This is a genomic window from Planomonospora antibiotica, assembly GCF_014647955.1.
GTDB lineage: Bacteria > Actinomycetota > Actinomycetes > Streptosporangiales > Streptosporangiaceae > Planomonospora > Planomonospora parontospora.
In genome coordinates this window covers 86,027-110,092 of sequence record NZ_BMQE01000012.1, presented here as the reverse complement: position 1 = coordinate 110,092, position 24,066 = coordinate 86,027, and the positions used below count along the sequence as shown (strand labels likewise).

The following is a 24,066-nucleotide window of genomic DNA, read 5'->3' as shown; positions in this document are numbered from 1 at the left end:
CGGCGGGGACAGGCGGGGCGGCTGCACTGGTGGCGTGGAGCAGAAGCCGTCACGCAGAGCGTTCCTGTCCGCCGCCGCGGGTGCCGGCGGCCTGTTGCTCGCCGGGGCCGGGCCCGCCTCGGCGGCCGCCCCGCCGGCGCGGTCCGGGGCCCTGGCCCGGGACCCGTTCACCCTGGGGGTCGCCTCCGGGGACCCGTCGCCCGGCGGGTTCGTGCTGTGGACCCGGCTGGCGACCGATCCGCTGAGCGGGGACGGCCACGGGGGGATGCCGGGCCGGGACGTGGACGTGCGGTGGCAGGTGGCCGCCGACGAGCGGTTCGCCGAGATCGTGCGCTCGGGCACCGAGACCGCGCGCCGGAGGCGGGCGCACAGCGTCCACGTGGAGCTGGACGGGCTGGAGCCCGGCCGGGAGTACTTCTACCGCTTCCGCGCCGGCGGCCACCTGTCGCCGGTCGGCCGCACCCGTACCGCCCCGTCGGCGTCGGCGGCGCGGGGGGCCGGGCTCACCTTCGCCGTCGCCGCCTGCGCGCACTACGAGCACGGCTACTACACGGCCTACCGCAGGCTCGCCGAGTCCGAGCCCGAGCTCGTGGTCCACCTGGGCGACTACATGTACGAGTACGGGCCGCAGGGGTACACCGCGCTCGGCGGCGGCGTCCGGGAGCACACGCCGGGCAAGTGCGAAACCCTGGCCGACTACCGGATGCGGCACGCGCAGTACAAGAGCGACCGCGACCTGCAGGCCGCGCACGCGGCCGCGCCCTGGCTGGTCGCCTTCGACGACCACGAGATCGAGAACAACTGGGCCGCCGGGGTGTCCAGCACCGGTGCCCCGGCGTTCGCGCGGCGCCGGGCCGCCGCCTTCACGGCCTACTACGAGAACATGCCGCTGCGCCGCTCCAGCGTCCCCGGCGGCGCGTCGATGCGGGTGCACCGGCGGGTGGACTGGGGCCCGCTGGCCCGCTTCCACCTGCTCGACACCCGGCAGTTCCGCGACGACCAGGCGTGCGAGGACGGTGTCCGGGCCGGCTGCGACGACCGGCTCTCCCCGGAGCGCACCCTGCTCGGCGCCGACCAGCGCGACTGGCTGCTCGGCGGGCTCGCCGCCTCGACCGCCCGCTGGAACCTGATCGGCCAGCAGATCCTGATGGCCCAGCGCGACCACCGGACCGGTCCCGGCAGCGAGGTCAACCTGGACTCCTGGGACGGCTACGCCGCCGAGCGCACCCGCCTGCTGACCGGCCTGCGCGACTCCGGCGCGGCCAACCCGGTCGTGCTGACCGGTGACGCGCACATGCACCACGCCGCCGACCTCACGCTCGACTTCGACGACCCGGACGCGGAGAAGGTGGCGGTGGAGCTGGTCACCTCCTCGGTCTCCAGCGACGGCGACGGCTACCGGGACGAGAGCCGGGTCGCCGAGATCGTGGCGGAGAACCCGCACATCTCCTACCTGGACCAGCGGCGCGGCTACCTCCTCTGCCGGCTGACCGAGGAGGAGCTCAGGGCGGACTTCCGCGTGCTGGAGTACATCAGCCGCCGCGGGGCCCCCGCGAGGACGGGCGCCCGCTTCACCGTCCCGGCGGGGGAGCGGACGCTCGACTCCCGCTGACCCGGACGGGCCGCCGACCATGCGGGGAGCCGGTCCGGACGGGCCGCCGACCATGCGGGGCCCGATCAGGCGGCGCTCGGTCCGGGCGGGTGCCCGATCAGGCACAGGGGCCCCGCCCGGAGGACGACCGGGTGGCGCGGCCGGCCGGGTCGGGCGACTGGACCGGCCGAGTAGGGGGAAAATCGCGCGATTTGCTGGAAAATGGGCCATATGAGTCACCCTGTTACGAGGTTCACCGCCGCGGCCCTGGCCGCCGCGCTGGGCGGCACCCTCCTCCAGACCCCCGCCGCGGCCGCGGGCCCGGCCGCTCCCTCGGCCTCCGTGACCGCCGTGGCCCCGGTGCTCACCGCGGCCGCCGGGACCTCCGGCGCCTCGGCGGCCGCCAAGCCGCGGTTCACCGCCTCGGTCCGCTACGACAAGTACGTCCGCCGGGGCGGTTACGTGACCTACCGGGTCAAGGTGACCAACAAGGGCGGTTACCGGGGCCAGGCCTACGCCCTGCTCGGCGGGAGCTTCCCGTCCGGGACCCGGCGGATCAAGGTGGTCGCCAAGCCGCGCAGCATCAGCTGCAAGACCAGAGGCCGGACCCTGAACTGCTGGATCACCTCGCTCGACGACGGCGACACCACCTCGGTGACGGTCCGCGCCTGGCTGCGCCCCGCCAAGCGCGGCAGGTACGTCCCGAAGTTCGGGGTCGCCTACACCGCGGACCACGACGCCGACCGGAACCGGCTGTTCCGCGCGATCCGCTTCAAGAAGCTCACCGGGACCCGGATCCTCTGAGCGCGTAGCCGAACAGGGCGCTCCCGGCGCCGGTGGCGAGAGTCCGCGCCGTCGCCGGGCGCACCCCCGGATGCGCCCCCTCCCGCGCGCCTCCGCGCAGCAGGACGAGCCGGCCCGAGGCCGGCGCCGCCACGACCAGGCCCCGCCCGGGCACGATGGCCAGCGCCGCGCCGAAGTCGCCTCCGCGACCGGTGACCAGCAGGTCGTTCCGCTTCGTCAGGCCGCCGGACCGGGTCCCGGCGAGCACCTGGACGGCGTTCTCCCCCGGTGCCCCGATCGCCAGCTCGTCGTCGCCGTCCCCGTTGAGGTCCCCGGCGGCCAGCGCCGCGCCGAACCGGTCGAAGTAGCGCGGCACGCCGTCGAGCCCCCGCTGGGACCAGGCCTCGGAGGCCGCGGTCCGCAGTCCCCGCGCCGACCCGTGGACGGTCATCACGGTCCCGTCGCCGTAGTCCATCGCCCGCTGGTTCGCGGTCAGGCCCTCACCCGGCACTCCGACGGCCAGGTCGGCGCGGCCGTCGGCGTCGAAGTCCCCCGTCGCCAGCGCGGCGCCGAAGGCGTCCCAGGGCTCGGCGGCGCCGGCGACGCCCGGACTGTCCTGGGTGAGGCGCAGGGCCTTGCGCCGCCGCACGTCGAGCACGGTGACCGAGCCCTCCCCGCTCTTGCGGAGGCTGTCGGCGGGCGCGCCCACCGCGATCTCGGCCCGGCCGTCGCCGTCGAAGTCGCCGGTCGCGAGCACCGACCCGAACTGGTCGGTCTTCCGCTCCCGCTGCCCCACCCAGCGGGTCCGCTGCGTGACGACGTACGGCCTGCGGCCCTCGGTCCCGTGCACCCCGACGGCGCCCCCGCCCAGCCCGGGGATCCCGATCACCAGCTCGTCGTCGCCGTCCCCGTCCAGGTCCCCGGCGGTCAGCGCCGCGCCGAACCGGTCGGGCCCGCGCCCGCGCCCCAGTTCCCCGGCGTCGAGCACCGCGCCGGGCCGCAGTCCGCCGGGCGAGCCGCGGAAGAGCTGGACCACGCCCCTGCCGTCGGAGCCCGGCCCCGGCCGGTCCTCCTCCGACACCCCGACGGCCAGGTCCGCGCAGCGGTCGCCGTCGAAGTCGCCGACCGCCAGCGCCGAGCCGAACGCGTCGCCGGTCTCGGCCTCCCCCGGCACCCCGGGGTCGTCCTGGGTGAGCCGCCGCTCGGTGCGCATGCCGTACAGGACCGTGACGGAGCCCGCGCGGGCGTGGCCGCCCACCTCCGCGTACGGCGCGGCGACCGCGAGGTCGGCGCGGCCGTCGCCGTCGAAGTCGGAGGGCACGCCGGAGCACGCCCGCAAACCCGCCGCCGCGACCGGGGCGGAGACCGTTCCGGTGGAAGGCCCCGGGGCGGGAACCGGGGAGGCGGGGAGGGCCGGGGCGGCGGGGGAGGCGAGGGCGGTGGCCAGAGCGGCGGAGGCGAGGAGCATTGCTCTCATAACCGGGATGTTCTCCGGCGTTTCGGACTCCCCTCCCTCCGCCACGTGAACGATATGTGGCCGGTTTCGGTAGAGCGCGTGCCAGGATGAGCAGATGGACATCGACCTGGCTGATCTGGGGTTCTGGCGCCGTCCGATGAAGGAGCGGCACGAGGCGTTCGCGAGGCTGAGAGAGCTGGAGCGGCCGGTGTTCTTCACCGAGAAGCGGGTGCCGCTGCTCCGGTCCGGCAGCGGGTTCTACGCGCTGGTGCGCCACGCCGACGTCGTGGAGGCCAGCCGCAACGCCAAGGTGTTCTCCAGCGAGCCGGCGGCGAGCAGCCCCGAGCCGCCGGGCTGGGTCAAGCACGTGTTCGGCGAGTCGATGGTCAACATGGATGACCCCCGCCACGCCCGGCTGCGCCGGATCGTCTCACGCGCGTTCAGCCCGAAGATGCTCGCCAACCTGCAGGGCGACATCGAGAAGGCCTGCGCCCGGATCGTCGACGACGCCGTGGCGGCGGGCCCGGGCGGCGACTTCGTCGAGCAGGTGGCCGCCCGGCTGCCGATCCATGTCATCTGCGACATGATGGGCGTCCCGGACGACCTGCGCGAGCAGGTCCACCGGCACGTGGACGTCTCCACCGCCTACACCGGCGTACGGCCCAGCCTCGCCCGGACCGTGCGGATGGCCGTGGGCAACATGCTGGCCCTGCTCGCCCTGCAGCGCATGGTGATCGGCCTGGGCCGGGAGCGGGCCGAGCAGCCCCGCGACGACCTGGTCTCGGCGCTGGTCACCGCCAACGTCGACGGGGAGCGGCTGACCGACCGCGAGCTCGGCTCGTTCTTCGCGCTGCTGCTCGTCGCCGGCAACGAGACGGCGCGCAACACCATGGCGCACGGCATCAAGCTGCTCACCGACAACCCCGAGCAGCGGCGGCTGCTCTGCGAGGACTTCGACGGCCGCATCGGCGGCGCGATCGAGGAGATGGTCCGCTACGTCTCGCCCATCATGCAGTTCCGCCGGACCGTCACCGAGGACTACGACCTGCGCGGCCTGCACCTGAAGCCGGGCGACAAGGTCGTGCTCTTCTACGGCTCGGCCAACCGCGACGAGACGGTCTTCCCCGACGCCGACCGGTTCGACATCACCCGCGAGGCCAAGGGACATGTGGGCTTCGGCGGCCCGGGCCCGCACTTCTGCCTGGGGGCCAACCTCGCCCGCCAGGAGATCCGGACGATGTTCCGCGAGCTGTTCACCCGGCTGCCGGACGTGCGGTCGGTGGGCGAGCCGGAGCTGCTGCTGTCGAACTTCGACAACAGCGTGCGGAGCCAGAGGTTCACCTTCTGAACGGACACATGGTTTCAGCTGCGTAAACGGCTATGGCTCACCTTCTTGGGCCGCTGCTGGGCCGTCAGCCGCAGACACGGGCCGCCGCAGCGCGGCGTCGATGGTGCTCTTCATCCGATGCTCGGACGCCGGCATCAGGTGGGCGTACGTCGGCAGGGCGAACGCCGCGCTGTGGTGTCCGAGCCATTCGGAGACGGCCTTGGCCGACTCGCCGTCACCGGGCCCGGAGGCGACCCGCTGACCGTGCAGCTCGCCTCGGCCAAGACCGGTAGCCGCGAGACGGGGTCTCGCGGTCGGCCGGACAAGCCGGCAGCGGTGACGTAGCCTCCGCAACGTGACTGCACACGCACAGGCGTCGGCGCGGGCCGCGCTCCCCGCCGACGAGATCACACGGGTCGCGGCGGCGTTCGACGTGGGAACACCCAGCGGGGCGGTGTTCCTGCCGGCGGGGATGATGAACCGCAACTGGCGCATCGAGACGCCGGAGGGCGTGTTCGCGCTCAAGGAGATCGCGGACGTGCCCGTGGCGAAGGCCCGCAGGAGCCTGACCGTCCTGCAGGCACTGGCCGCCGCCGGGCTGCCGGTGTGCCCGCCGCGGTCGACCGTCTCCGGCGACCTGGTCGCCGCCGTCGACGGCCGCTGCTGCACTGGTGGACGGCCCACCGCGACCAGGTGCGGGCCGCGTTCACCGCCCGCCCGTAGACGGCGGCGGCGGACGACCAGCGCGGCATGACCAACGACCCGGAGATCCCCACAACGGCATCGATCACCGACTACGTCGCGCGCCGTCTCGCCCTGGACTTCGTCCCCTACGGGGAGCGGGCCCGGCTGAGCGTGCTGACACCCGCCGAGCAGACCGCGCTTACCGCACACCGCGCCGCGGCCGCCGACGACGAGGCAGCAGCACCCCGGCCGCGCGGCCGGGGTGCCGGCCACCGTCTGACCCAGGCCTACGACCGGCAGTCCTGGAGTCGCGGCCGCTGCTCGAATTCAGGAAGATCGCTTGTGTGGCGAGGTCGGCCAGCACGTGCGCTCCGTACAAGCGGTCCCCGGCGGCCTTGGACAGGCGCAGCGCCTGCGTGAACGCGCGCTGCGCGGCGGCGTGGCCGCCGCCGTCGTCGTCGGCGCTGTACCCGAGGTGACTCTCGGCAGGTACGCCGAGGACAGCCAGGACAACAACCGCTCCTTCGAGTAGCCCACCCCCGAGGAGGGCCGGGCCGGTGACCCGGTCCGGTCGGCGGGGCCGATCCCGCGATGTGATCGAGCCCGCGATCAGGACCTCTTCGGCAGGTGCAAGGTTTCCCGCCGCCCGGAACGGTCGGAACGGAGCGCGAGCACCATCAGGACCACCGCGGGGAGTTGGTAGAGGTCCCCGCCGACCGCGGAGAAGACAGGCCACTGCGGTCCCCCGTCCATGGACTCCGCCGACCCCTCCACCAGGAAGAGCACGAGATGCAGGCTGTACATCGGGACCAGGACGGCCGCGAGGAGTCCGGCGGCGACCCGGCCGGTCCGCGGCCGGCCCAGCCGGGCGCCGAGCAGGCGCATCCCCAGCCCGAGCAGCACGTACGGCGCGACACCGAAGATCCCGGTGAACTGCACCTGGCGGATCAGTACGAGAGCTTTCAGGAGGCGGCCGCCGGAGAAGAGCTGGACCATCCCGTAGATGTCCCCGTCGTACTCTCCCGGGGGAGCCGGGGGAGTCGGCGGGGTCAGCAGTTCTTGCAGCTCCAGCCAGACCAGGTAGGCGACCGGAGCCGTCGCCCACAGCAGGGCGGCGGCCCACAGCATCCGAGATCGTCGTGTCACGCCGGGCGACTCTAACGGGGCACGGCGACGGTTTCGTCACGGCCGCGTCCGGTCGGCGATGGTGGAGGCGTTGATCGCGTCGGTGTGGCACCTGAAGATCGCGTTGGTCCTGTGGCTGACCAGGCAGACCTTTGCGGCTGTGCGGGTGATCTCGCCGAACACCACCTACCAGGTCGGCTCCGCGCTCGGACTGGCGGTCATGACCGCGATCGCCACCTCCTCCGGCGCCGACCGGCCGGCTGCGTCAAACGAGTCCACGAGAATCGAAATACGGTAGGGGGGTATTGTGTTATGAGAGGTGCGACCACGACGACCGGAAGGCGGGGACATGGCGGGATACAGCCACGACAAGCAGGACCACCTCAAGCGGCTGCGCCGTATCGAGGGCCAGGTGCGCGGCCTGCAGCGGATGGTCGACGAGGACCAGTACTGCATCGACATCCTGACCCAGGTCTCGGCGGCCAACCGGGCCCTGCAGTCCTTCGCCCTGGCGCTGCTGGAGGAGCACATGGCGCACTGCGTGGCCGACGCCACCGCCAGGGGCGGCGCCGAGGCCGAGGCCAAGGTCAAGGAGGCCTCCGACGCCATCGCCCGCCTGGTGCGCTCCTGACCGCCCTGACCACCGGATCAATCAGCAACGACAAGGAGTGATCATCATGACCGTCACCTACACCGTCGCCGGGATGACCTGCGGCCACTGCGTCAGCTCCGTCACCGAAGAGATCGGCGCCGTCCCCGGCGTCACCGGTGTCGACGTCGATCTGGCCACCGGCCGGGTGAGCGTGGACGGCGACGGCCCGATCGACGCCGCCGCGATCGCGGCCGCCGTCGCGGAGGCCGGATACGAAGTGGTGACGCCGCCGTGAACACCCCCGCAAACCTCGGGGCCTATGTCCTCGGCTGGATGACAAAGGAAATGAGATGTCCGAACCGCCCCACCACACCGCACACGGGCAGCAGGGGACCGGCGGTGGGCGTGCCGACCACCGCGGGCACGATCATCAGTCGCATGCCGCCTACGAAGGACACGCAGGGAACACCTCGAAGACGACCTGGCGGATGGCCGCCTCGGCCACCCTGCACTGCCTCACCGGCTGCGCCGTCGGCGAGGTCCTCGGCCTGGTCATCGGTACCGCGCTGGGCTGGACCACCGCCCCCACCATCATCCTGGCCGTCGCCCTGGCCTTCTTCTTCGGCTACCTGCTCACCCTGATCCCGCTGCGCCGCGCCGGGGTGGCCTGGGGCACCGCGATCAAGCTCGCCCTGGCCGCCGACACCGTCTCCATCATCGTCATGGAGATCGTCGACAACGGCGTCATGCTCGCCGTCCCCGGCGCCATGGACGCCGGCCTGACCACCGGCCTGTTCTGGGGCGCCCTCGCCCTCGCCTTCCTGGTGGCCTTCCTCGTCACCACCCCGGTCAACAAATGGATCATCGGCCGGGGCGGGGGCCACGCCGTCGTCCACGCCTACCACCACTGACACCCGCGCCACCGCGCACAGAGACGGAGAGCTCCCATGGCCCGGCCCGACCGCCGCGTACGCCGCACCCGGCGCGCCGTGCAGGACGCGCTGGTCGAGCTGATCCTGGACAAGGGCTACGGCGCGGTCACCGTCACCGACCTGATCAACCGTGCCGACATCGGCCGCTCCACCTTCTACTCCCACTTCACCGGCCGGCAGGACGTCCTGTTCGGCAACCTCGACGAGGTCGCCGACCACCGCGGTCTGGTCGCGCAGGGCGACGAGGTAGTCGCTGAGCGCGGGCCACAGCGACTGGTCCGCCGCGTAGAAACCGATCATGGCCGCCAGCCACTCGGGCGTGAGCACGAAGGCGGGGACGCCCGGCTCGTGGATCTTCCCGCGCTCGGCCCGGGCGATCAGCCCGTCGAGCACGTCCACCGGATCCTGCCCGCCGAGGGCGCAGCCGGAGCCCGGTCCGCGGCACCAGTCCGCGAACATCCGGAACGTCCGCTCCGCGGTGCGGGCCCTGGTCGTCAGGAAGTCCACCGGCCGGCGGAGGCTGTGGTCCAGGTTCCCCTCCAGCACCAGTGCGCGCAGCCGGTGGGGGAAGATCTCGGCGTACCGCTGGCCGAGCAGGGTCCTGTACGACAGCGTGTACAGGGAGATCGTCCGTTCGCCCAGCGCGGCGCGGATCGCCTCGACGTCACGGGCCGTGCTCTCGCTGTCGGCGTGGTCGAACACGGGTCCGGACAGTTCGTGGCACGCCTTGTCGTAGGCGTTCAGCCGGGCCAGCATGCGGTCGCACTCCTCGGCGGTGGCCGGGGCACCGACATGATCCACCGGGACGACCGCACCGGATCCGCCTCTCGTAGACGCACGTTCCGTCACTTTCACCCCGAAGATCATCGTTGTCAACGGCGGCCGTTCCGTTTCCGGGGATTCGGCCGGGACGTTTCCGGTGAACCGTACATTCATAAACAAATAATCAATTCATTTGACTGAATGATCTGCTCATGCTGTCATGGCGGCATGCTGTACGGCACACCCGCCCTGGACGCGGCGGACGAGAAGGTCCTCGCCGAGATCGAGGACATGCGCACCGACCTGCGGCACCGGCTCGCCGAGACGCACCGCTGGGACGGCCAGCTCCGCAGGCACCTGCAGGCGCTGGCCATCCAGGGGTCCAACGCGATCGAGGGCTACCAGGCCAGCGCCGAGGACATCGGCTCGATCATGGCGGGGGAGGAGCCGCTGGACGCCTCCCCGGCGGTGACCAGGGAGATCGCCGGATACCAGCAGGCGATGACCTACATCCAGCTGCTGTCGCGGGCCGCGGTCTTCCGCTACGACGCGGGCCTGCTGCACGCGCTGAACTTCATGATGATCGGCCACCACCGGGACAAGTCGCCGGGCACGGTCCGGCCGGGCGCGATCTTCATCAGCGACTCCGGCACGGGCGAGGTCGTCTACGAGGGGCCGGCCGTGGAGACGGTGCCCGGCCTCCTCGACGAGCTGCTCGACTGGCTCAACACGGGCGACCTGGACGCCCCCTGCTACGTCCGCGCGGCCATGGCCCACTTCAACCTGGTGAAGATCCACCCGTGGCGGGACGGCAACGGCCGGGGCTCCCGGGCGCTGCAGACCCTGGTGCTCGGCCGCGACCGCATCCTCACCCCCGAGTTCGCCTCGATCGAGGAGTCGCTCGGGCAGGGCCGTACGACGTACGACTACTACAACGTGCTCGGCGAGGTCGGCGGGAAGCGGTGGAGCCCGCACGGCGACACACTCCCCTGGGTCAGGTTCAACCTCCGCTGCCACCACATGCAGGCGCAGAAGGTCCGGCAGCGGCTGCGCGAGGCCGGCGAGGTGTGGACCGTGCTGGAGGAGGGGGTCGACGCCGACGGCCTGCACACCCGCTGCGTCTCGGCGCTGTACGAGGTCTTCGTCAACCGGCGGCTGCGCCGGACCATGTACCAGGCGGACGAGTCGCTCAGCCAGGGCCAGGCCGCCCGTGACCTGCGCGAGCTGACGGCCAAGGGCTGGCTGCGGCCGTACGGCGAGACCAAGGGCCGGTTCTACGCCCCCGGCCCGAGGATGGAGGTGATCAAGGCCGACTTCGCCGCCCGGCTGGTCCCCCTCCGCGACCCCTACCGGCGGGAGTAGCCCGCCGCCCTCGCCCGGCAGGCTCTTCTGGCCCCGGCTCCCGGCGTCAGCCGTACAACTCGAACGGGTTCACGACGGACACCCTCGTGCCCTCGAAGTCCTTGACGTTCCGGCTCACGAGCGTCCAGCCGTTCACCCGGGCCGTCGCGGCGATCAGGCCGTCCGCGGTCGGAAGCGGACGTAAGGCGTTCAGCCGTCCCCACTCCTCGGCCACCTCCGACGTGACGGGAGCGATGCGGTCGACGAACCACCGATGAAGGTCGTGCAGCCAGCGTTCCAGCACGGCTGCCTGGGCGGGGTCGCTGCGCCTGCGGCGCTCCACTCCGCAGCGGATCTCGCCGACGGTCAGGCTGCTGAGATGGAGCGTCGGTCCATGGGCGGTGCCGATCCAGTCCTTGACCTGAGGGCTTCCGTTCCGCTTGCGCGCCTCGGACACCACGTTCGTGTCGAGTAGATAACCGGTGCTCATCAGCCGAAGTCCACATCTCGGGGCAGGTCCCGGCTGCGCGGGAACTCGACGTCGTCGTCCCAGTCGGGCCTGGTGAGGAGGAAGCGTGCGAAGTCGGGGGCGTCGCCTTTGAGCCGGCGGTATTCGGCGACGTCGATGACGACGGCCACCTCTTCCCCGTGCCGGGTGACGATCTGCGGCCCCTCGTCCGTCGCGCGCCGCACGACCTCGCTGAAGCGCTGTTTCGCTTCCTGGACCTGCCATGCGGTCATGAGCCGACTCCTGTCTAGTCTGTCTAGACCTAGACTATACGGTCAAGACCCGGGCTACGAGGTGGTCAGCACGTTCTCCCGGACGGTGACGAAGGCGGCCAGTGCCGAGACCGCCATCATCGCCGCGCCGATCAGCATCGCCGTGCGGAAGCCCGCCGTGAAGGCGGCCGGGGAGGTGAAGGCGTCCCCGGTCAGCCCGGCCAGCGGCGGGATCGCGGCCACCGCGAGCAGGCTGCCGGTGCGGGCCACGGCGTTGTTGACGCCGCTGGCCACCCCGGCGTAGCGCTCCTCGGCGGCGGCCAGCACCGTGGCGGTGAGCGGTGCGACCGCCGCCGACAGGCCCAGGCCGAACAGGGACACCGGCAGCAGCACGTCCACCGCGTAACCGGAGCCCTCGCCGATCCGGGCCATCCAGAGCAGCGCGGCGGCGCAGAGCAGGATGCCCGCGGTCATCGGGAGCCGCGGCCCGATCCGCCTGGCCAGCTCGCCCGCGCGCGACGACAGCAGCAGCATCAGCACCGTCACCGGGATCATCGCCGACCCGGCGAGCAGCGGGGAGAAGCCCGAGGAGACCTGGAGCTGGACCACCAGCAGGAAGAACACCACGCCCATCGCGGCGTACATGACGAACGTGACGGCGTTGACGGCGGTGAACACCCGGGAGGCGAACACCCCGACCGGCACCAGCGCCTCCGGTGAGCGCCGGACCTGCAGCCAGGCGAACGCCGCGCCCAGTGCGGCGCCGAGGATCAGCGGGAGCGGGAGCAGGCCGATGAGACCGTAGGTGATCCCGGCCAGCGCCGCGGCGGCCAGCACCGCCCCGAGCACGTCGAACCGCCCGCCGGCCGAGGTGTCCCTGCTCTCCGGCACGTGCCGTACGGTGACCGCCACCACGAGCGCGGCCACCGGCAGGTTGATCAGGAACACCCACCGCCAGCCCGCCGTGTCCACCAGCCAGCCGCCGAGCAGCGGCCCGACCGCCGCGGCCACCCCGCCCAGGCCGGACCAGGCGCCGATCGCCCGGGGCCGGTCCCCGGGCTCGAAGGACGCCTGGATGATCGCCAGGGAGCCCGGGGTGAGCAGCGCCCCGCCGACGCCCTGCAGCGCCCGCGCCGCGACGAGCGTCTCCAGGTTCGGAGCCAGCCCGCACAGGGCCGAGGCCAGGGCGAACCAGACCACGCCGGCGAGGAAGACCCGGCGCCTGCCGTACCGGTCGCCGAGCGCGCCGCCGAGCAGGATGAGGCCGGCGAGCGTGAGCGTGTAGGCGTTGACCGTCCACTGCAGCCCCGCCATGCCGCCGTCCAGGTCGGCGCCGAGCGCGGGCAGCGCCACGTTGACGACCGTGCCGTCCAGCAGGGCGATGCCCGAACCGAGCACGGTGGCCAGCAGGACCCACCGCCCGGCGGGCGAGGCGAACCGGATGCGGCCGTCGTCCATTTCGATCATCGTCCTCGGTGTCCGTCGCGGCCCGCTCCGCCCGCCGGGTTCTCGGCCGGACGGCGGGGCGCGTTCCAGGAACGTGCGAACAACGGGCCGCACCGCCTGATTCCCCGCCGCGCGGTCGTGCCCCGCGATGCGGGAAGTGTCGGCGATCTCTGGTAGGACGGGTCCGTCGCGTTCCGCCTGACAGGAGCCCCGGATGGACCACAGCGAGTTCAACGACAGCGTCGGCAACCTCTCCGAGGGGGTCTACGCCGGACTGCCGATCGCGCACGCGCCCGAGCAGGACGGCGGGGAGCTTCCCGCCGCCGACCGGGTGGCGTGGCGGATCGCGGTGGAGACCTACGACCCCGAGGAGACCTTCGAGGAGCGGTTCGCCCGCTTCCTGGCGAAGGTGGACACCACGCAGGTCAAAGCGATGATCATCGGCGGATGGGCGGACGCCTACGACGACGACAGCTCCGCGGTCGTCCGGCTGCTCACCGGCAACGCGGCGCGGTTCCCGGCGCTGCGCTCGCTCTTCCTCGGCGCGATGCACTCGGAGGAGTGCGAGATCTCCTGGATCCAGCAGAGCGACGTCACTCCGCTGCTGGAGGCGTTCCCGCTGCTGGAGCGTCTGGAGGTGCGCGGCGGGAGCGGGCTGGAGCTGCGGCCGGTCCGGCACGGGGCCCTGCGGATCCTCCGGTTCGAGACCGGCGGGCTGCCCGCCGGGGTGGTGCGCGCGGTGGGCGCCTGTGAGTTCCCCGCGCTGGAGCATCTGGAGTTGTGGCTCGGCGTCTCCCACTACGGCGGCGACGCCACGGTCGCCGACCTGGAGGGCATCCTGTCGGGGGACCGGCTGCCCGCGCTGCGGCACCTGGGGCTGCAGGACAGCGAGATCCAGGACGAGGTCGCGGCGGCGGTGGCGTCGGCGCCGGTGGTGGCGCGGCTGGAGTCGCTCGCCCAGTCGATGGGCGTGCTGACCGACACCGGGGCCGAGGCGCTGCTGACGGGCCAGCCGCTGACCCATCTGAAGCGGCTGGACCTGCACCACCACTTCCTGAGCGACGCGATGGCCGAGCGGATCCGCAAGGCGCTGCCGGAGGTCGAGATCGACCTGACCGAGCGGGAGGACCCCGACGACGAGTGGCGCTACGTCGCCGTGGGCGAGTGACCGGGATGGTGAGGGGCGGTCTCAGCAGATTCGGCACCCTGCCTCCGGAGGGGTTCCCCTGCCTCGCCGACGTGGAGGAGGACGAGGACGAGCCGCTGCCGCGTGCGCAGGCGTGGTCGCTCTGGCTGAACGAGTACTACGACGGTGAGGAGCCTTTCGAGGACTACTTCACCAGGTTCCTGGCGGACGTGGACACCACGGTGGTCCGCGAGCTGGTCTTCCAGATGTGGGGATCCCCGCACGCCTCCTCGGAGCAGGCCGTTCGGATGCTCGCCGAGGCGGCGGAGCGCTTCCCCGCCCTGCGGGTGATCGCGCTGGGCGACATCCCCTCCGACGAGTGTGAGATCTCCTGGATCGAGCAGAGCGACGTCACGCCGCTGCTGGAGGCGTTCCCGAAGCTGGAGGTGCTGGAGGTCAGGGGAGGCAGCGGCCTGCGGCTGCGGCCGGTCCGGCACGAGTTCCTGAGGGTCCTGCGCTTCGAGAGCGGCGGCCTGCCCGCACGGGCCGTCCAGGCGGTGGGGGCGTGCGAGCTCCCCGCCCTGGAGCACCTGGAGCTGTGGCTCGGCGTCTCCCGGTACGGCGGCGACGCCGCGGTGGAGGACCTGGCGGGCATCCTGTCGGGGGAAGGGCTGCCGGCGCTGCGGCACCTGGGGCTGCAGGACAGCGAGATCCAGGACGAGGTCGCGGCGGCGGTGGCGTCGGCGCCGGTGGTGGCGCGGCTGGAGTCGCTGGCGCTGTCGATGGGCGCCCTGTCGGACGCCGGGGCGGAGGCGCTGCTGAACGGCCAGCCGCTGACGCACCTGAAGCGGCTGGACCTGAACCACAACTTCCTGAGTGACGGGATGGCCGAGCGGGTCCGCAAGGCGCTGCCGGGGGTCGCGGTCGAGCTGTTCGAGCGGGAGGGCGCCGGCAACGAGCGGCGCTATGTGGCGGTGGGAGAGTGACCCGGTGAGTCTTCTGAGAAATCCGGACGAAGGCCTCAGCCGTTTCGCGAGCCTCCCCATGTCGACCTTCGCGCACTCCGACGGGCCCGGTGACGGGCCGCTGCGGGCGGAGGCGTGGCGCCTCTGGCACAACTACGTGCACAGCGGCCGGGACGTGAGCTACGAGGGCTACTTCGCCGGTTTCGTCGAGAGCGTGGACACCGAGACCGTCCGTGAGCTGGTCCTCGGCTGCTGGGGCTCCTCCTGGGAGGACTCGGCGGAGGAACCGATCGGCCTGCTCACCCAGGTCGCCGACCGCTTCCCGAACCTGCGGCTCATCGCGCTGGGCGACATCCCCTCCGACGAGGCCGAGATCTCCTGGATCCGCCAGGGGGACCTGACGCCCCTGCTGGGGGCCTTCCCGCGGCTGGAGGTGCTCGAGGTCAGGGGAGGCGAGGGTCTCGGACTCCGCCCGCTCGCGCATGATTCGCTGAGAGCGCTGCGCGTGGAGTCCGGCGGACTCGACGGGGCCGTGGTCCGCGCCGTCGGCGGGTCGGACTTGCCCGCGCTGGAGCACCTGGAGCTGTGGCTCGGCGTCTCCGACTACGGCGGCGACGCCACGGTGGCCGACCTGGAGGGCATCCTGTCGGGGGACCGGCTGCCGGCGCTGCGGCACCTGGGGCTGCAGGACAGCGAGATCCAGGACGAGATCGCGGCGGCGGTGGCGTCGGCGCCGGTGGTGGCGCGGCTGGAGTCGCTGGCGCTGTCGATGGGGACCCTGTCGGACGCCGGGGCGGAGGCGCTGCTGACCGGCCAGCCGCTGACGCACCTGCGCACGCTCGACCTGCGCCACCACTACGTCAGCCCGTCCATGGCGGAACGGCTCGCCGGGGCGCTGCCGAGGACCGCCGTGCTCCTGGGCGAAGCGCGCAAGCCGTACGACTTCGACCCGGACGGCCGCTACGTGGCGGTGTCGGAGTGAGCGGCGGCCCGGCCCTGGCGGTCGTCGGCACGCCCGGCGACCGGCGGGTGACGATGTTCGCCGACGCCTGCGCCCGGTACGGCCTGCGCCCGCCCGCGGTGGTCCCGTGGACCTCCGTGCTGCGCGGCGAGGAGATCCGGCTGGAGCCCGGGACGCTCGTCCGGATCGACTCGCCCGGAGAGGATCCCGGGGCCGACGCGCTGCTGCGCGGGCCCGGCGAGCCGTCCCGGGTGGGCGGCGGCGCGCGCTGGCACGCCTCCCTCACCGCCGGGACGGCACGGGTCCGCGAGGCCGTACGGCGCACGCCCGGCGCGGTGCTGCTGGCCGACCCCGATGAGATCGCGGTGATGTTCGACAAGCGGCTCTGCCACGCCCGGCTGGCGGTGGCCGGGGTGCCGGTGCCGCCCGCGTTGCCCGGACCGGTCGAGGGCTACGCCTGTCTGCGGCGGCAGCTGGACGAGGCCGGATGGGGCCGGGTGTTCGTCAAGCCCGCGCACGGCTCCTCGGCCTCCGGGGTCATCGCCCTGCACGCCGCCGGGAGCCGGGTCAGGGCGGTGACGTCGGTGGAGCTGTCCGGCGGTGGGCTGTACAACTCGCTCCGGGTGCGCTCCTACGACCGGGAGGCCGAGCTGGCGGTGATCGTCGACCGGCTGGCGCAGGACGGGCTCCACGTCGAGCGCTGGTTCCCCAAGGCGGGCGTGGGCGGGCTCACGTTCGACCTGAGGGTGGTGGTCGTGGACGGCGTGCCCACGCACGCGGTCGTGCGCGCCGGCCGCGCGCCCATGACGAACCTGCACCTGGGCGGGGTGCGCGGCGATCTGGACGTGGTCCGCGACCGGCTCGGCGCGCCGGGGTGGGCGCGGGTGCTCGACGCGTGCGCGCGGGCGGCGGCGTGCTTCCCGGGGAGCCCGGCCGTCGGGGTCGACGTGATGGTCGGCACCGACTGGCGGAGCGTGGCGGTGGCGGAGGTCAACGCCTTCGGCGACCTGCTGCCCGGCCTGACCGGGCTGCCGGGGAGCGGGGCCGAGGGACTGGACACCTACGGCGCCCAGGTGCGGGCGGTCCTCGCCGGATGGCGCGGGCCTGGCGCGGAGGCGGGTTCGCGAGTGCGGACCCTCCGGGCGGGCCGGGAAGCGGAAACGGGCCAGGGCGCGGAGACTGAGGCGGGCCCGCGGCGGGCTGTACGGGCGGCCGCGGGCGCGGAGGCGGGGACGTGACGCGGGACATGAACCGGATCGTGGGGAGCCATGATCTGCTGCTGGTGACGCTCGACACGCTCCGCCACGACGTGGCCGACGGACTGCTCCGGGCCGGGCGGCTGCCCAACCTGGCGCGGGCGCTGCCCGGCGGGCGGTGGGAGCGGCGGCACAGCCCCGGCAGCTTCACCTACGCCGCGCACGCCGCGATCCTCGCCGGGTTCCTGCCGACCCCGGCCGCACCGGGACCGCACCCCCGCCTGTTCGCGGCCACGTTCCCGGGCAGCGAGACCACGGCGGAGGGGACCTGGGTGTTCGACGCGCCCGACCTGCCCGCCGGGCTGGCGGCGGCGGGCTACCGCACGATCTGCGTCGGCGGGGTGGGGTTCTTCAACAAGCTCACCCCGCTCGGGTCCGTGCTGCCGGGCATGTTCGCCGAGAGCCACTGGGAGCCGGGATTCGGGGTGACGTCCCCCACCTCGTTCGAGGAGCAGGTCGCGTGCGCCGAGCGGGCCGTCGCGCGGGCGGACGGCCCGGTGTTCCTGTTCGTCAACGTCTCCGCGCTGCACCAGCCGAACTGGTTCCACCTGCCCGGCGCGACCCGCGAGCACGGCGACGGCCCCGACAGCCACGCCGCCGCGCTGGAGTACGTCGACCGGCACATCGGCAGGCTCTTCGCACTGGTCAGCAGGGAGCGGCCGGGGTTCGCGATCGTCTGCTCCGACCACGGCACCGCCTACGGTGAAGACGGATATGTCGGGCATCGGATCGGCCATGAGGTGGTCTGGACCGTGCCCTACGGCGAGTTCGAGCTGAAGCAGGGAGAGTGGCGTTGACCCCGATTTTCACCCGGGCGACGGAGACGGCGGAGGCGGCCTCCCCGCCTGGAGGCGGCCGTGGACCGGATTCCGGCCGCACGCCGGAACCCGGTCGCGGGCCGGATCCCGGCTCGGCGCCGCTCTCCGATCCGCAACCCGTCCCCGGTCGGCGAACCGGCGGCGGAGGGCTCGATGGGCAGGCCGGCCCCTACCAGGGATACGTCTACGCCTACCCGCACAAGACGGCCTACCGGCCGCTGGACCCGCGTCCGCCGCTGCGGGAGGTGTGGGCGGGCGAGCCGACCGGCAGCCTCTTCCTCTACCTGCACATCCCGTTCTGCGAGATGCGCTGCGGGTTCTGCAACCTGTTCACCCGGACCGGCGCCCCCGAGGAGCTCGTCGCGGCCTACCTGGACGCGCTGGAGCGCCAGGCGCACGCCGTACGGGACGCACTGGACGCGCCGGGGTTCGTCACCGCGGCGATCGGCGGCGGCACGCCGACCTACCTGAGCGCGGGCGAGCTCACCCGGCTCTTCGACCTCACCGAGAAGACCATGGGCGTGGACCTGCGGGCCGTTCCCCTGTCGGTGGAGACCTCGCCCGCCACCGCGACCGCCGACAGGCTCGCGGTGCTGGCCGAGAGGGGCGCGACGCGCGTCTCCATCGGCGTGCAGAGCTTCGTCGACGCCGAGGCCCGCGCGGCGGTCCGGCCGCAGCGGCGGGCCGAGGTCGAGGCGGCGCTCGGCTGGATCCGGGAGGCCGGGTTCGAGGCGCTCAACCTCGACCTGATCTACGGGATCGACGGGCAGACCGAGCGGTCGTGGCGCCACTCCCTGGACGCGGCGCTGGCGTGGCGGCCCGAGGAGATCTACCTGTACCCGCTGTACGTCCGCCCGCTCACCGGTCTCGGCCGGCGGGCCCGCGACTGGGACGACCACCGGCTCGGCCTCTACCGCCAGGGCCGCGACCACCTGCTGGCCGCCGGATACGAGCAGGTGTCGATGCGGATGTTCCGGCTGCCCGGGACGGGGAGCGCCACCGAGTACTGCTGCCAGAGCGACGGCATGGTCGGCCTCGGCTGCGGCGCCCGCTCCTACACCTCCGGTCTCCACTACTCCTACGAGTACGCGGTGGCCGCCGGCCAGGTGCGCGCGATCATCGACGACTACGTACGGCTCGCGCCCGAGGAGTTCGCGGTCGCCAACGTCGGCTTCCGGCTCGACGCGGGGGAGCGGCGCAGACGCCATCTGATCCAGTCGCTGCTCCAGGCCGAGGGCGTGGACCCGGCCGCCTACCGGGACCGGTTCGGCACCGAGGCGGCCGACGACTTCGGCGGCGAGCTGGCGCTCCTCGCCGAGCGCGGCTGGCTGGAGCCGGCCGGCCGGCCGGAGGACGGAGCGGGCCGGCTCCGGCTGACCGCCGAGGGCCTCGCGCACTCCGACGCGATCGGTCCGGCGCTCTTCTCCGGCCGGGTCCGCGCGCTGATGGCGGAGTACGAGGCCCGATGAGCGCTCACCCGGTCCCGCCGGGCGGCGCCGCTCCCGGCGCTCCAGGGGACCTGGAAGGTCTCGACCGCTCCGGGAGCCCCGCCGGTCCTCGATCCCCCGCCGGTGCCGAGGTTCCCGGCGGGCCGGAGGTCTCCGGCCCGCCGGGAACCTCCGGAGACCCCGGTGACGGCGGCCACCTGTCGATCCTCTACCGGGGACCGCTGGCGAGCTGCGACTACGACTGCCCCTACTGCCCGTTCGCCAAGCGTCGCGACAGCCCGGAGCGGCTGCGGGCCGACCGGGCGGCGCTGGAGCGGTTCACCGGCTGGGTGGCGGAACGGGACCACCCGGTCTCCGTGCTGTTCACCCCGTGGGGCGAAGGGCTCGTCCGGTCCTGGTACCGCCGGGCGATGACCGGGCTCAGCCACCTGCCGCACGTCCGCCGGGTCGCCATCCAGACCAACCTCAGCAGCCGGACCGACTGGCTGGCCGGGGCCGACCTGGGCACGCTCGCCCTCTGGGCGACCTACCACCCCGGCCAGGTCGACTACGGGCGCTTCCTCGGCAGGTGCCGTGACCTGGCCGGCCGGGGCGTGCGGTTCAGCGTCGGCGTCGTCGGCCTGCCCGAGCACCTCGACCAGGCCCGCAGGCTCCGGGCCGACCTGCCGGAGGGGGTGTACCTGTGGGTGAACGCCGCCGAGGGACACCTCTACACCGACGCCGAGGCGGACGCCTGGACGGCGATCGACCCGCTGTTCCACTACAGCCGGTTCCCGCACCGCAGCGCCGGGCGGGCCTGCCGTACCGGCGACAGCGTCGTCTCGGTGGACGGCGACGGCACCGTGCGGCGCTGCCACTTCGTCCCGGCCGTGCTGGGCAACCTGTACGACGGGACGTTCCGGCGCCGGGCCCGGCCGTGCCCGGCGGCACTGTGCGACTGCCACATCGGCTACGTGCACCTGGAGCCGACCGGCCTGTACGACGTGTTCGCCGGCGGCGTCCTGGAGCGCATCCCGCACGGCTGTTGACACGCGCCGAGGTGGTTCCCGCCTGCGGCGCCTCCCCGGCGGGAGCGTTTCTCCGGCGGCGCCGGAGGATCTCCCGGTGGCGACGGCGAAAGAGCGGCCCCACGACCGTGGAACCGCTCTCTCACTGACCACCAGAAGGTCCCCCCATGGGAGGGGCGGTGTCTCCACGGGAGGACGGCCCCCGTTTCGACGGTTCACGTCCGGTCGTCTCCGGCCGGCGGAGACGACCGGGATGGATTTCTCCTCCGGCGCCGGCGTCCGGTGAGATGAAACCGGATGCGCCGCCGCGCTCAGTCGTCCAGGAAGAGGATCAGTTGGCGATGATGCCGAGGATGGCGATGTCGAGGAGGTCGTTCAGGACCTCGTTGTGGTTGCTGCGGTCGATGTAGGTGAAGTTGGGCCGGTCGTAACCCCGGCCGTAGTCCCCGTCGCCGGCCGACGCGGGGCCGGCGACCGCCAGGCTGGCGAGGCCCGCGACGCCGGTGAGGACCGCCCCGGCGAGAATGCGACGAATCATGGGTTTTCCTCCATGGGAACGAAACGGAGAACTGTCGGTGACCCCGGCGGCGGGCCGCGTCCGGCCGGCCGCTCGGCGTCGTGAACAAGCATCGCTCCCGGGAAGAGCGCCGTTCCGCCGGGTTCCTGCAGTGTCCGGCCAAGGCCGGGTGATGCTTTCTTGGCCGCCCCCGCTGTTTCGCCCGCGTCACCGGGAGGTATCAGGTCTCACGCTCGGGGTGGTAGTCGGCTTCGGGCATGCCGAAGGTCCAGGCGACGCCCTCGCGGGCGGTGCGGGTGGCGGGCGGGACCCGCAGCCAGTACTTCCGGAAGGTGCCGTCGGGTTCGGCGGTGGAGTTGACCACCTCGACCGTCACCACGGGCTCGTCGTCGGGCAGGTCGATCCGCCAGAGGACGCCGGTCTCGTCCCGGTGCAGCGGGGTCGCGCCCGACTCCGCCAGATAGCGGTCGTAGCCGAAGTGCTCCAGCATCACCCGGCGCAGCTCGGCGTTCTCCTCGGCGCGGATGCGCGCGGGGGACAGGCCCGCCATGGACGCGGCGAAATCCGCGGGGACGGGCATGCCGCCCCAGGCGTGCACCGCGAAGCCGTCGGGGAAGAGCAGGGCCGGACCGTCGGCGCGGTGCAGGCGGTGCAGCTCGTCGAGGTGCAGCTCGGCGGGGCGCTCGCAGACGACGGCCACCCGCTCGAACGGCCACCACCAGCCCGCCGACCGGGCCACTTGAGCGAGTCCCGCGGTCTCCGGCCTGCCCAGCGCGTCGAAGAGCGCCAGCCAGGCGGCGTCCTGCTGGCCCAGCACGGCGTCCAGCGTCGAACCCCGGAGCGCGGCCCCGGCCTCCTCGGTCTCCTCCGCCGCGGCGACGCCCCGCCGGATCTGCGCGGCCAGGTCACCGACCGGGCCCCAGAGCCGGCCTCCCGTCAGGGACCAGGCCAACGACCAGTCGGCGGTGCCGAGCGAGGCGTGCACGGCGGCCCTGGCCAGCTCCCACTGCCGGGTCCTGACCTCCTCGCGGACCGGTCTGCCGGCGCCCGGAGCGGTGGCGGCCCGCGCGCCCGCGAGCGGTGAGTCGACCCAGACGATCTCCTCGGGCTCCGCCAGCCCGGCGGTGCGGTAGGCCAGCCGCACCCCGGCCTCGGCTCCGGGGCGGTCGGCGGCTCCGGAGCGGAAGGCGACCTCCTCCCAGTCGCGGGCCGTGGCGGCCAGGGCGTCGGCGAGTTCGATGGTGACGGTCATCTCGTCGGTCTCCCGGGATCAGTCGGCGACGACGCGGAACGCGCCGGGGACGTATTCGCGCTGGCGCTGCACGCGGTACCACCCCTTGGGGAGGGGGATCGCGGCGTGCTCCTCGTGGACCACGCGGCCTCCGGAGGGAAGGTGGAGGAAGTCGGGGTCCATCGGATGCGGGCTCCGGACCAGGGCTCCGGGGCCGACGACGGCGTGGGCGTGGCCGGTCGCCTCGCCCAGGGCCAGCACCAGCCGGCCGCCGGGGTCGCGCGGCGCGGAGGGGGCCGTGCGGACGGCTGCGGGCACGGCCTCCTCGGGGACGGGCACGATCAGGATGTCGCCCTGGCGGTACATGGCTGGCTGGCTCCTCGGGTCGGGGTCGATCGCAAGCTAGCCCTCGCCACCGACATTTCACCGGTTCCGGGACGACGGACCCGGGCCTGCTCCCGGCCCGCGGTCCGGCGCGGCTCCCGGTCGGCCTTCCGGTCGGGAGCCCGGCCGGAAGGCCGACCGGGAGGAGAGCGGTCGAAACGGAGGCGGCGGGCGGAACCGGTGTGATTCCGGTCGGACGCGACGATGCACGTTTTTCCGAAGGGAATGAAAGAAAAGCGGCCCCACGGCCGGGAATTGGCCGTGGAGCCGCTCTCGATTGCGTTGATCAACGCGCCAGAAGTTTCCCCTGAATCGGGGTGGTGTTTACAGGGAAGACGGTTTCCTGGTTTGGAGGACATTCACCTGGTGAATGCTCCCGCTCGGCGGGGACGCCGGGGGCGTACCGTCTCCGGGCGGGCGTGTCCGATCTCGGGACCGGGCGCGCGCCGCCGCTCAGAGAGGATCAGTTCTCGATGATGCCGAGGAGCGCGAGGTCGAGGAGGTCGTTCAGGACCTCGTTGTGGTTGCCACCGTTGACGTAGGTGGTGCCGCGGTCGTGACCCCAGTCGCCGGCCGAGGCGGTCCCGGCGACGGCCAGGGCGCCGACGCCCACGAGACCTGCGATGGCCGCACCGGCGAGAATACGACGGATCATGATTTTTTCCTCCATGGGAATGGAACGGGGAACTTTTTTCGGCTTCCGCGGCGGGCCGCATCCGGCCGTTCGCAGGTCGCCGCGAATAAGCATCCCGTACCGGTGGAGTCGTTTCAGCGAATTAACGCCATGATTGATCAAAGCCTGGCGACGGTTCTTTTAAGGTCGTCGCCGGTTTTATGGATTCGCAGATCGCGGCCGTTGCCCTGATTCCGCCGGACCGGCTCCCAGCGCGCGGAGCACGAATCCGGAGACGATGTCCTCGGCGTCCTCCACCGTCACCGTGCCGTCGAGCAGCGGCAGCCGTTCCGCGCCGATGACGGCGAGGATGAACCGCGCGGTGGCGGCCACGTCGACGGCCTGGAAGTCGCCCGAGGCCACTCCGCCCTCGATGATGCCGGTCAGGATCCGCTGCATCGGCGCGACGTGCTCGGCCAGCCGCTGGTAGGCGTCGGGCCCCAGGGCGGCCGACAGGTCGGCGGGCCCGGGGTGCGGGTGGGCGAGCAGCCCGGCGAGCTGGAGCCTGACGAACGCCCGCAGCCGCTCGGCGGGTGGGGCGTCGTCTGCGAGCTCGCGCTCGTAGGCCTCGATGAAGTAGTGCGTCACCCGCTCGGTGAAGGCCAGCAGCAGCGCGGCCTTGTCCGGGAAGTAGTTGTAGAGCACGGTGCGGGTGATCCCCGCCTCGCCGGCCACGTCGGTCATGGAGATGGCGTCGATGCCCTGCCCCCGGGAGAGCCGCGAGACCGCCTGCAGGATGCGCTCCCGCGTCTGTGCGCGGTGCTCGCCTATCGTCGCGGCCGAAATGCGGGGCATGGGCCCATCGTCGCACATGCCCGGCGCGCCGGCCGGGGAGTCGCGCGGGGCGCCGGCCCGGCCGGCCGGGGAGTCGCGCGGGGCGCCGGCCCGGCCGGCCGCGCGGGCGCGGGCGCGGGCCCGGCT

The 24,066-nt window shown here is 73.1% G+C and carries 28 protein-coding genes; 18 read left to right on the top strand and 10 right to left on the bottom strand.

Annotation, left to right across the window (positions count from 1 at the left end):
- Nucleotides 1–34: 34 nt before the first annotated feature.
- Together IEZ06_RS14180 and IEZ06_RS14175 are read left to right on the top strand one after the other, a co-directional pair.
- The gene (locus IEZ06_RS14180; protein ID WP_189237147.1) at nt 35–1,612 is read left to right on the top strand and encodes an alkaline phosphatase D family protein; all 1,578 of its coding nucleotides are present in this window, start codon (nt 35–37) and stop codon (nt 1,610–1,612) included.
- A 210-nt stretch (nt 1,613–1,822) separates the two neighbouring features.
- Nucleotides 1,823–2,395, top strand: a complete 573-nt coding sequence (locus IEZ06_RS14175) for a hypothetical protein (RefSeq protein ID WP_189237146.1) — start codon at nt 1,823–1,825, stop codon at nt 2,393–2,395.
- On the opposite strand, the gene IEZ06_RS14170 is transcribed toward IEZ06_RS14175, so the two are convergent.
- On the bottom strand, nt 2,373–3,851 hold the full coding sequence (locus IEZ06_RS14170) for an FG-GAP repeat protein (RefSeq protein ID WP_189237145.1): 1,479 nt from the start codon (nt 3,849–3,851) through the stop codon (nt 2,373–2,375). The two genes, IEZ06_RS14175 and IEZ06_RS14170, sit on opposite strands and share 23 nt — an antisense overlap.
- A 94-nt stretch (nt 3,852–3,945) precedes the next feature.
- On the opposite strand from IEZ06_RS14170, the gene IEZ06_RS14165 reads away from it, so the two are divergent.
- The 3 genes from IEZ06_RS14165 to IEZ06_RS14155 all read left to right on the top strand — a co-directional run bounded on the left by IEZ06_RS14165 (nt 3,946) and on the right by IEZ06_RS14155 (nt 6,373).
- Nucleotides 3,946–5,178: a cytochrome P450 gene (locus IEZ06_RS14165; RefSeq protein WP_189237144.1), complete on the top strand. Its 1,233-nt coding sequence runs from the start codon at nt 3,946–3,948 to the stop codon at nt 5,176–5,178.
- Between the two features lie 334 nt (nt 5,179–5,512).
- A complete protein-coding gene (locus IEZ06_RS14160; protein ID WP_189237143.1) occupies nt 5,513–5,911 on the top strand; it encodes a protein kinase family protein in 399 nt (132 codons plus the stop codon).
- 294 nt (nt 5,912–6,205) lie between these two features.
- Nucleotides 6,206–6,373 (top strand): hypothetical protein, encoded by a 168-nt coding sequence (locus IEZ06_RS14155; protein WP_189237210.1) that lies wholly within the window; start codon nt 6,206–6,208, stop codon nt 6,371–6,373.
- Nucleotides 6,374–6,450: 77 nt separating this feature from the next.
- Here IEZ06_RS14155 and IEZ06_RS14150 read toward each other — a convergent pair whose 3' ends face one another.
- Entirely contained in the window at nt 6,451–6,987 is a 537-nt protein-coding gene (locus IEZ06_RS14150) for a hypothetical protein (protein ID WP_189237142.1), read from the bottom strand.
- A gap of 70 nt (nt 6,988–7,057) precedes the next feature.
- Between IEZ06_RS14150 and IEZ06_RS14145 the strand changes: the two genes are divergently transcribed.
- From IEZ06_RS14145 to IEZ06_RS14120, 6 genes are all read left to right on the top strand, one after another.
- On the top strand, nt 7,058–7,264 hold the full coding sequence (locus IEZ06_RS14145) for a hypothetical protein (protein WP_189237209.1): 207 nt from the start codon (nt 7,058–7,060) through the stop codon (nt 7,262–7,264).
- A gap of 51 nt (nt 7,265–7,315) precedes the next feature.
- Nucleotides 7,316–7,597, top strand: coding sequence for a metal-sensitive transcriptional regulator (locus IEZ06_RS14140; protein ID WP_189237141.1), 282 nt, complete (start codon nt 7,316–7,318; stop codon nt 7,595–7,597).
- Between the two features lie 46 nt (nt 7,598–7,643).
- On the top strand, nt 7,644–7,853 hold the full coding sequence (locus IEZ06_RS14135) for a heavy-metal-associated domain-containing protein (protein ID WP_189237140.1): 210 nt from the start codon (nt 7,644–7,646) through the stop codon (nt 7,851–7,853).
- Between the two features lie 55 nt (nt 7,854–7,908).
- Nucleotides 7,909–8,469, top strand: coding sequence for a DUF4396 domain-containing protein (locus IEZ06_RS14130; RefSeq protein ID WP_189237139.1), 561 nt, complete (start codon nt 7,909–7,911; stop codon nt 8,467–8,469).
- 78 nt (nt 8,470–8,547) lie between these two features.
- Complete coding sequence (locus IEZ06_RS14125; protein WP_203871954.1) at nt 8,548–9,453, top strand: TetR/AcrR family transcriptional regulator; 906 nt, start codon at nt 8,548–8,550, stop codon at nt 9,451–9,453.
- Nucleotides 9,454–9,480: 27 nt separating this feature from the next.
- Nucleotides 9,481–10,614 (top strand): Fic family protein, encoded by a 1,134-nt coding sequence (locus IEZ06_RS14120; protein ID WP_189237137.1) that lies wholly within the window; start codon nt 9,481–9,483, stop codon nt 10,612–10,614.
- A 46-nt stretch (nt 10,615–10,660) separates the two neighbouring features.
- On the opposite strand, the gene IEZ06_RS14115 is transcribed toward IEZ06_RS14120, so the two are convergent.
- Genes IEZ06_RS14115 through IEZ06_RS14105 form a run of 3 tightly spaced genes read right to left on the bottom strand, consistent with a single transcriptional unit; the run spans nt 10,661 to nt 12,780 of the window.
- Nucleotides 10,661–11,083 carry a type II toxin-antitoxin system VapC family toxin gene (locus IEZ06_RS14115; protein ID WP_189237136.1) on the bottom strand — a complete coding sequence of 141 codons (423 nt, stop codon included), beginning with the start codon at nt 11,081–11,083 and terminating at the stop codon, nt 10,661–10,663.
- Nucleotides 11,083–11,334, bottom strand: a complete 252-nt coding sequence (locus IEZ06_RS14110) for a type II toxin-antitoxin system Phd/YefM family antitoxin (protein ID WP_189237135.1) — start codon at nt 11,332–11,334, stop codon at nt 11,083–11,085. Before IEZ06_RS14110 ends, IEZ06_RS14115 begins: the two co-directional genes overlap by 1 nt.
- 54 nt (nt 11,335–11,388) lie before the next feature.
- Nucleotides 11,389–12,780: an MFS transporter gene (locus tag IEZ06_RS14105; protein WP_203871955.1), complete on the bottom strand. Its 1,392-nt coding sequence runs from the start codon at nt 12,778–12,780 to the stop codon at nt 11,389–11,391.
- 193 nt (nt 12,781–12,973) lie between these two features.
- Between IEZ06_RS14105 and IEZ06_RS14100 the strand changes: the two genes are divergently transcribed.
- Genes IEZ06_RS14100 through IEZ06_RS14070 form a run of 7 tightly spaced genes read left to right on the top strand, consistent with a single transcriptional unit; the run spans nt 12,974 to nt 20,361 of the window.
- Nucleotides 12,974–13,927 (top strand): STM4015 family protein, encoded by a 954-nt coding sequence (locus tag IEZ06_RS14100; RefSeq protein ID WP_189237134.1) that lies wholly within the window; start codon nt 12,974–12,976, stop codon nt 13,925–13,927.
- Nucleotides 13,928–13,932: 5 nt separating this feature from the next.
- On the top strand, nt 13,933–14,871 hold the full coding sequence (locus IEZ06_RS14095) for an STM4015 family protein (RefSeq protein ID WP_189237197.1): 939 nt from the start codon (nt 13,933–13,935) through the stop codon (nt 14,869–14,871).
- Between the two features lie 4 nt (nt 14,872–14,875).
- Nucleotides 14,876–15,832: an STM4015 family protein gene (locus IEZ06_RS14090; protein WP_307811695.1), complete on the top strand. Its 957-nt coding sequence runs from the start codon at nt 14,876–14,878 to the stop codon at nt 15,830–15,832.
- A complete protein-coding gene (locus tag IEZ06_RS14085) occupies nt 15,829–17,049 on the top strand; it encodes an STM4014 family protein (protein ID WP_229798110.1) in 1,221 nt (406 codons plus the stop codon). The genes IEZ06_RS14090 and IEZ06_RS14085 overlap by 4 nt, the downstream gene beginning before the upstream one ends.
- 8 nt (nt 17,050–17,057) lie before the next feature.
- Nucleotides 17,058–17,864: an STM4013/SEN3800 family hydrolase gene (locus IEZ06_RS14080; protein WP_189237194.1), complete on the top strand. Its 807-nt coding sequence runs from the start codon at nt 17,058–17,060 to the stop codon at nt 17,862–17,864.
- Nucleotides 17,861–19,354: an STM4012 family radical SAM protein gene (locus tag IEZ06_RS14075; RefSeq protein ID WP_268245600.1), complete on the top strand. Its 1,494-nt coding sequence runs from the start codon at nt 17,861–17,863 to the stop codon at nt 19,352–19,354. The genes IEZ06_RS14080 and IEZ06_RS14075 overlap by 4 nt, the downstream gene beginning before the upstream one ends.
- A complete protein-coding gene (locus tag IEZ06_RS14070) occupies nt 19,351–20,361 on the top strand; it encodes an STM4011 family radical SAM protein (RefSeq protein ID WP_189237133.1) in 1,011 nt (336 codons plus the stop codon). The genes IEZ06_RS14075 and IEZ06_RS14070 overlap by 4 nt, the downstream gene beginning before the upstream one ends.
- Before the next feature lie 310 nt (nt 20,362–20,671).
- Here IEZ06_RS14070 and IEZ06_RS14065 read toward each other — a convergent pair whose 3' ends face one another.
- The 5 genes from IEZ06_RS14065 to IEZ06_RS14045 all read right to left on the bottom strand — a co-directional run bounded on the left by IEZ06_RS14065 (nt 20,672) and on the right by IEZ06_RS14045 (nt 23,940).
- Nucleotides 20,672–20,878, bottom strand: a complete 207-nt coding sequence (locus IEZ06_RS14065; protein WP_189237132.1) for a hypothetical protein — start codon at nt 20,876–20,878, stop codon at nt 20,672–20,674.
- A gap of 199 nt (nt 20,879–21,077) precedes the next feature.
- The gene (locus tag IEZ06_RS14060) at nt 21,078–22,109 is read right to left on the bottom strand and encodes a DUF6745 domain-containing protein (protein WP_189237131.1); all 1,032 of its coding nucleotides are present in this window, start codon (nt 22,107–22,109) and stop codon (nt 21,078–21,080) included.
- A gap of 18 nt (nt 22,110–22,127) precedes the next feature.
- The gene (locus IEZ06_RS14055; RefSeq protein ID WP_068893971.1) at nt 22,128–22,454 is read right to left on the bottom strand and encodes a DUF8820 family protein; all 327 of its coding nucleotides are present in this window, start codon (nt 22,452–22,454) and stop codon (nt 22,128–22,130) included.
- A gap of 481 nt (nt 22,455–22,935) precedes the next feature.
- Nucleotides 22,936–23,127: a hypothetical protein gene (locus IEZ06_RS14050; RefSeq protein WP_068893970.1), complete on the bottom strand. Its 192-nt coding sequence runs from the start codon at nt 23,125–23,127 to the stop codon at nt 22,936–22,938.
- A 177-nt stretch (nt 23,128–23,304) separates the two neighbouring features.
- Entirely contained in the window at nt 23,305–23,940 is a 636-nt protein-coding gene (locus IEZ06_RS14045) for a TetR/AcrR family transcriptional regulator (RefSeq protein ID WP_189237130.1), read from the bottom strand.
- Nucleotides 23,941–24,066 lie beyond the last annotated feature (126 nt).

Excerpts from the sequence above, each read along its gene's own strand:
- IEZ06_RS14135 (WP_189237140.1), top strand. The coding sequence starts at position 7,644 with ATGACCGTCACCTACACCGTCGCCGGGATGACCTGCGGCCACTGCGTC.
- IEZ06_RS14100 (WP_189237134.1), top strand. The coding sequence starts at position 12,974 with ATGGACCACAGCGAGTTCAACGACAGCGTCGGCAACCTCTCCGAGGGG.
- IEZ06_RS14130 (WP_189237139.1), top strand. The coding sequence starts at position 7,909 with ATGTCCGAACCGCCCCACCACACCGCACACGGGCAGCAGGGGACCGGC.
- IEZ06_RS14070 (WP_189237133.1), top strand. The coding sequence starts at position 19,351 with ATGAGCGCTCACCCGGTCCCGCCGGGCGGCGCCGCTCCCGGCGCTCCA.
- IEZ06_RS14045 (WP_189237130.1), bottom strand. The coding sequence starts at position 23,940 with ATGCCCCGCATTTCGGCCGCGACGATAGGCGAGCACCGCGCACAGACG.
- IEZ06_RS14120 (WP_189237137.1), top strand. The coding sequence starts at position 9,481 with ATGCTGTACGGCACACCCGCCCTGGACGCGGCGGACGAGAAGGTCCTC.
- IEZ06_RS14095 (WP_189237197.1), top strand. The coding sequence starts at position 13,933 with ATGGTGAGGGGCGGTCTCAGCAGATTCGGCACCCTGCCTCCGGAGGGG.
- IEZ06_RS14105 (WP_203871955.1), bottom strand. The coding sequence starts at position 12,780 with ATGATCGAAATGGACGACGGCCGCATCCGGTTCGCCTCGCCCGCCGGG.
- IEZ06_RS14175 (WP_189237146.1), top strand. The coding sequence starts at position 1,823 with ATGAGTCACCCTGTTACGAGGTTCACCGCCGCGGCCCTGGCCGCCGCG.
- IEZ06_RS14115 (WP_189237136.1), bottom strand. The coding sequence starts at position 11,083 with ATGAGCACCGGTTATCTACTCGACACGAACGTGGTGTCCGAGGCGCGC.
- IEZ06_RS14055 (WP_068893971.1), bottom strand. The coding sequence starts at position 22,454 with ATGTACCGCCAGGGCGACATCCTGATCGTGCCCGTCCCCGAGGAGGCC.
- IEZ06_RS14080 (WP_189237194.1), top strand. The coding sequence starts at position 17,058 with ATGAACCGGATCGTGGGGAGCCATGATCTGCTGCTGGTGACGCTCGAC.
- IEZ06_RS14050 (WP_068893970.1), bottom strand. The coding sequence starts at position 23,127 with ATGATCCGTCGTATTCTCGCCGGTGCGGCCATCGCAGGTCTCGTGGGC.
- IEZ06_RS14065 (WP_189237132.1), bottom strand. The coding sequence starts at position 20,878 with ATGATTCGTCGCATTCTCGCCGGGGCGGTCCTCACCGGCGTCGCGGGC.
- IEZ06_RS14110 (WP_189237135.1), bottom strand. The coding sequence starts at position 11,334 with ATGACCGCATGGCAGGTCCAGGAAGCGAAACAGCGCTTCAGCGAGGTC.
- IEZ06_RS14170 (WP_189237145.1), bottom strand. The coding sequence starts at position 3,851 with ATGAGAGCAATGCTCCTCGCCTCCGCCGCTCTGGCCACCGCCCTCGCC.
- IEZ06_RS14060 (WP_189237131.1), bottom strand. The coding sequence starts at position 22,109 with ATGACCGTCACCATCGAACTCGCCGACGCCCTGGCCGCCACGGCCCGC.
- IEZ06_RS14140 (WP_189237141.1), top strand. The coding sequence starts at position 7,316 with ATGGCGGGATACAGCCACGACAAGCAGGACCACCTCAAGCGGCTGCGC.
- IEZ06_RS14165 (WP_189237144.1), top strand. The coding sequence starts at position 3,946 with ATGGACATCGACCTGGCTGATCTGGGGTTCTGGCGCCGTCCGATGAAG.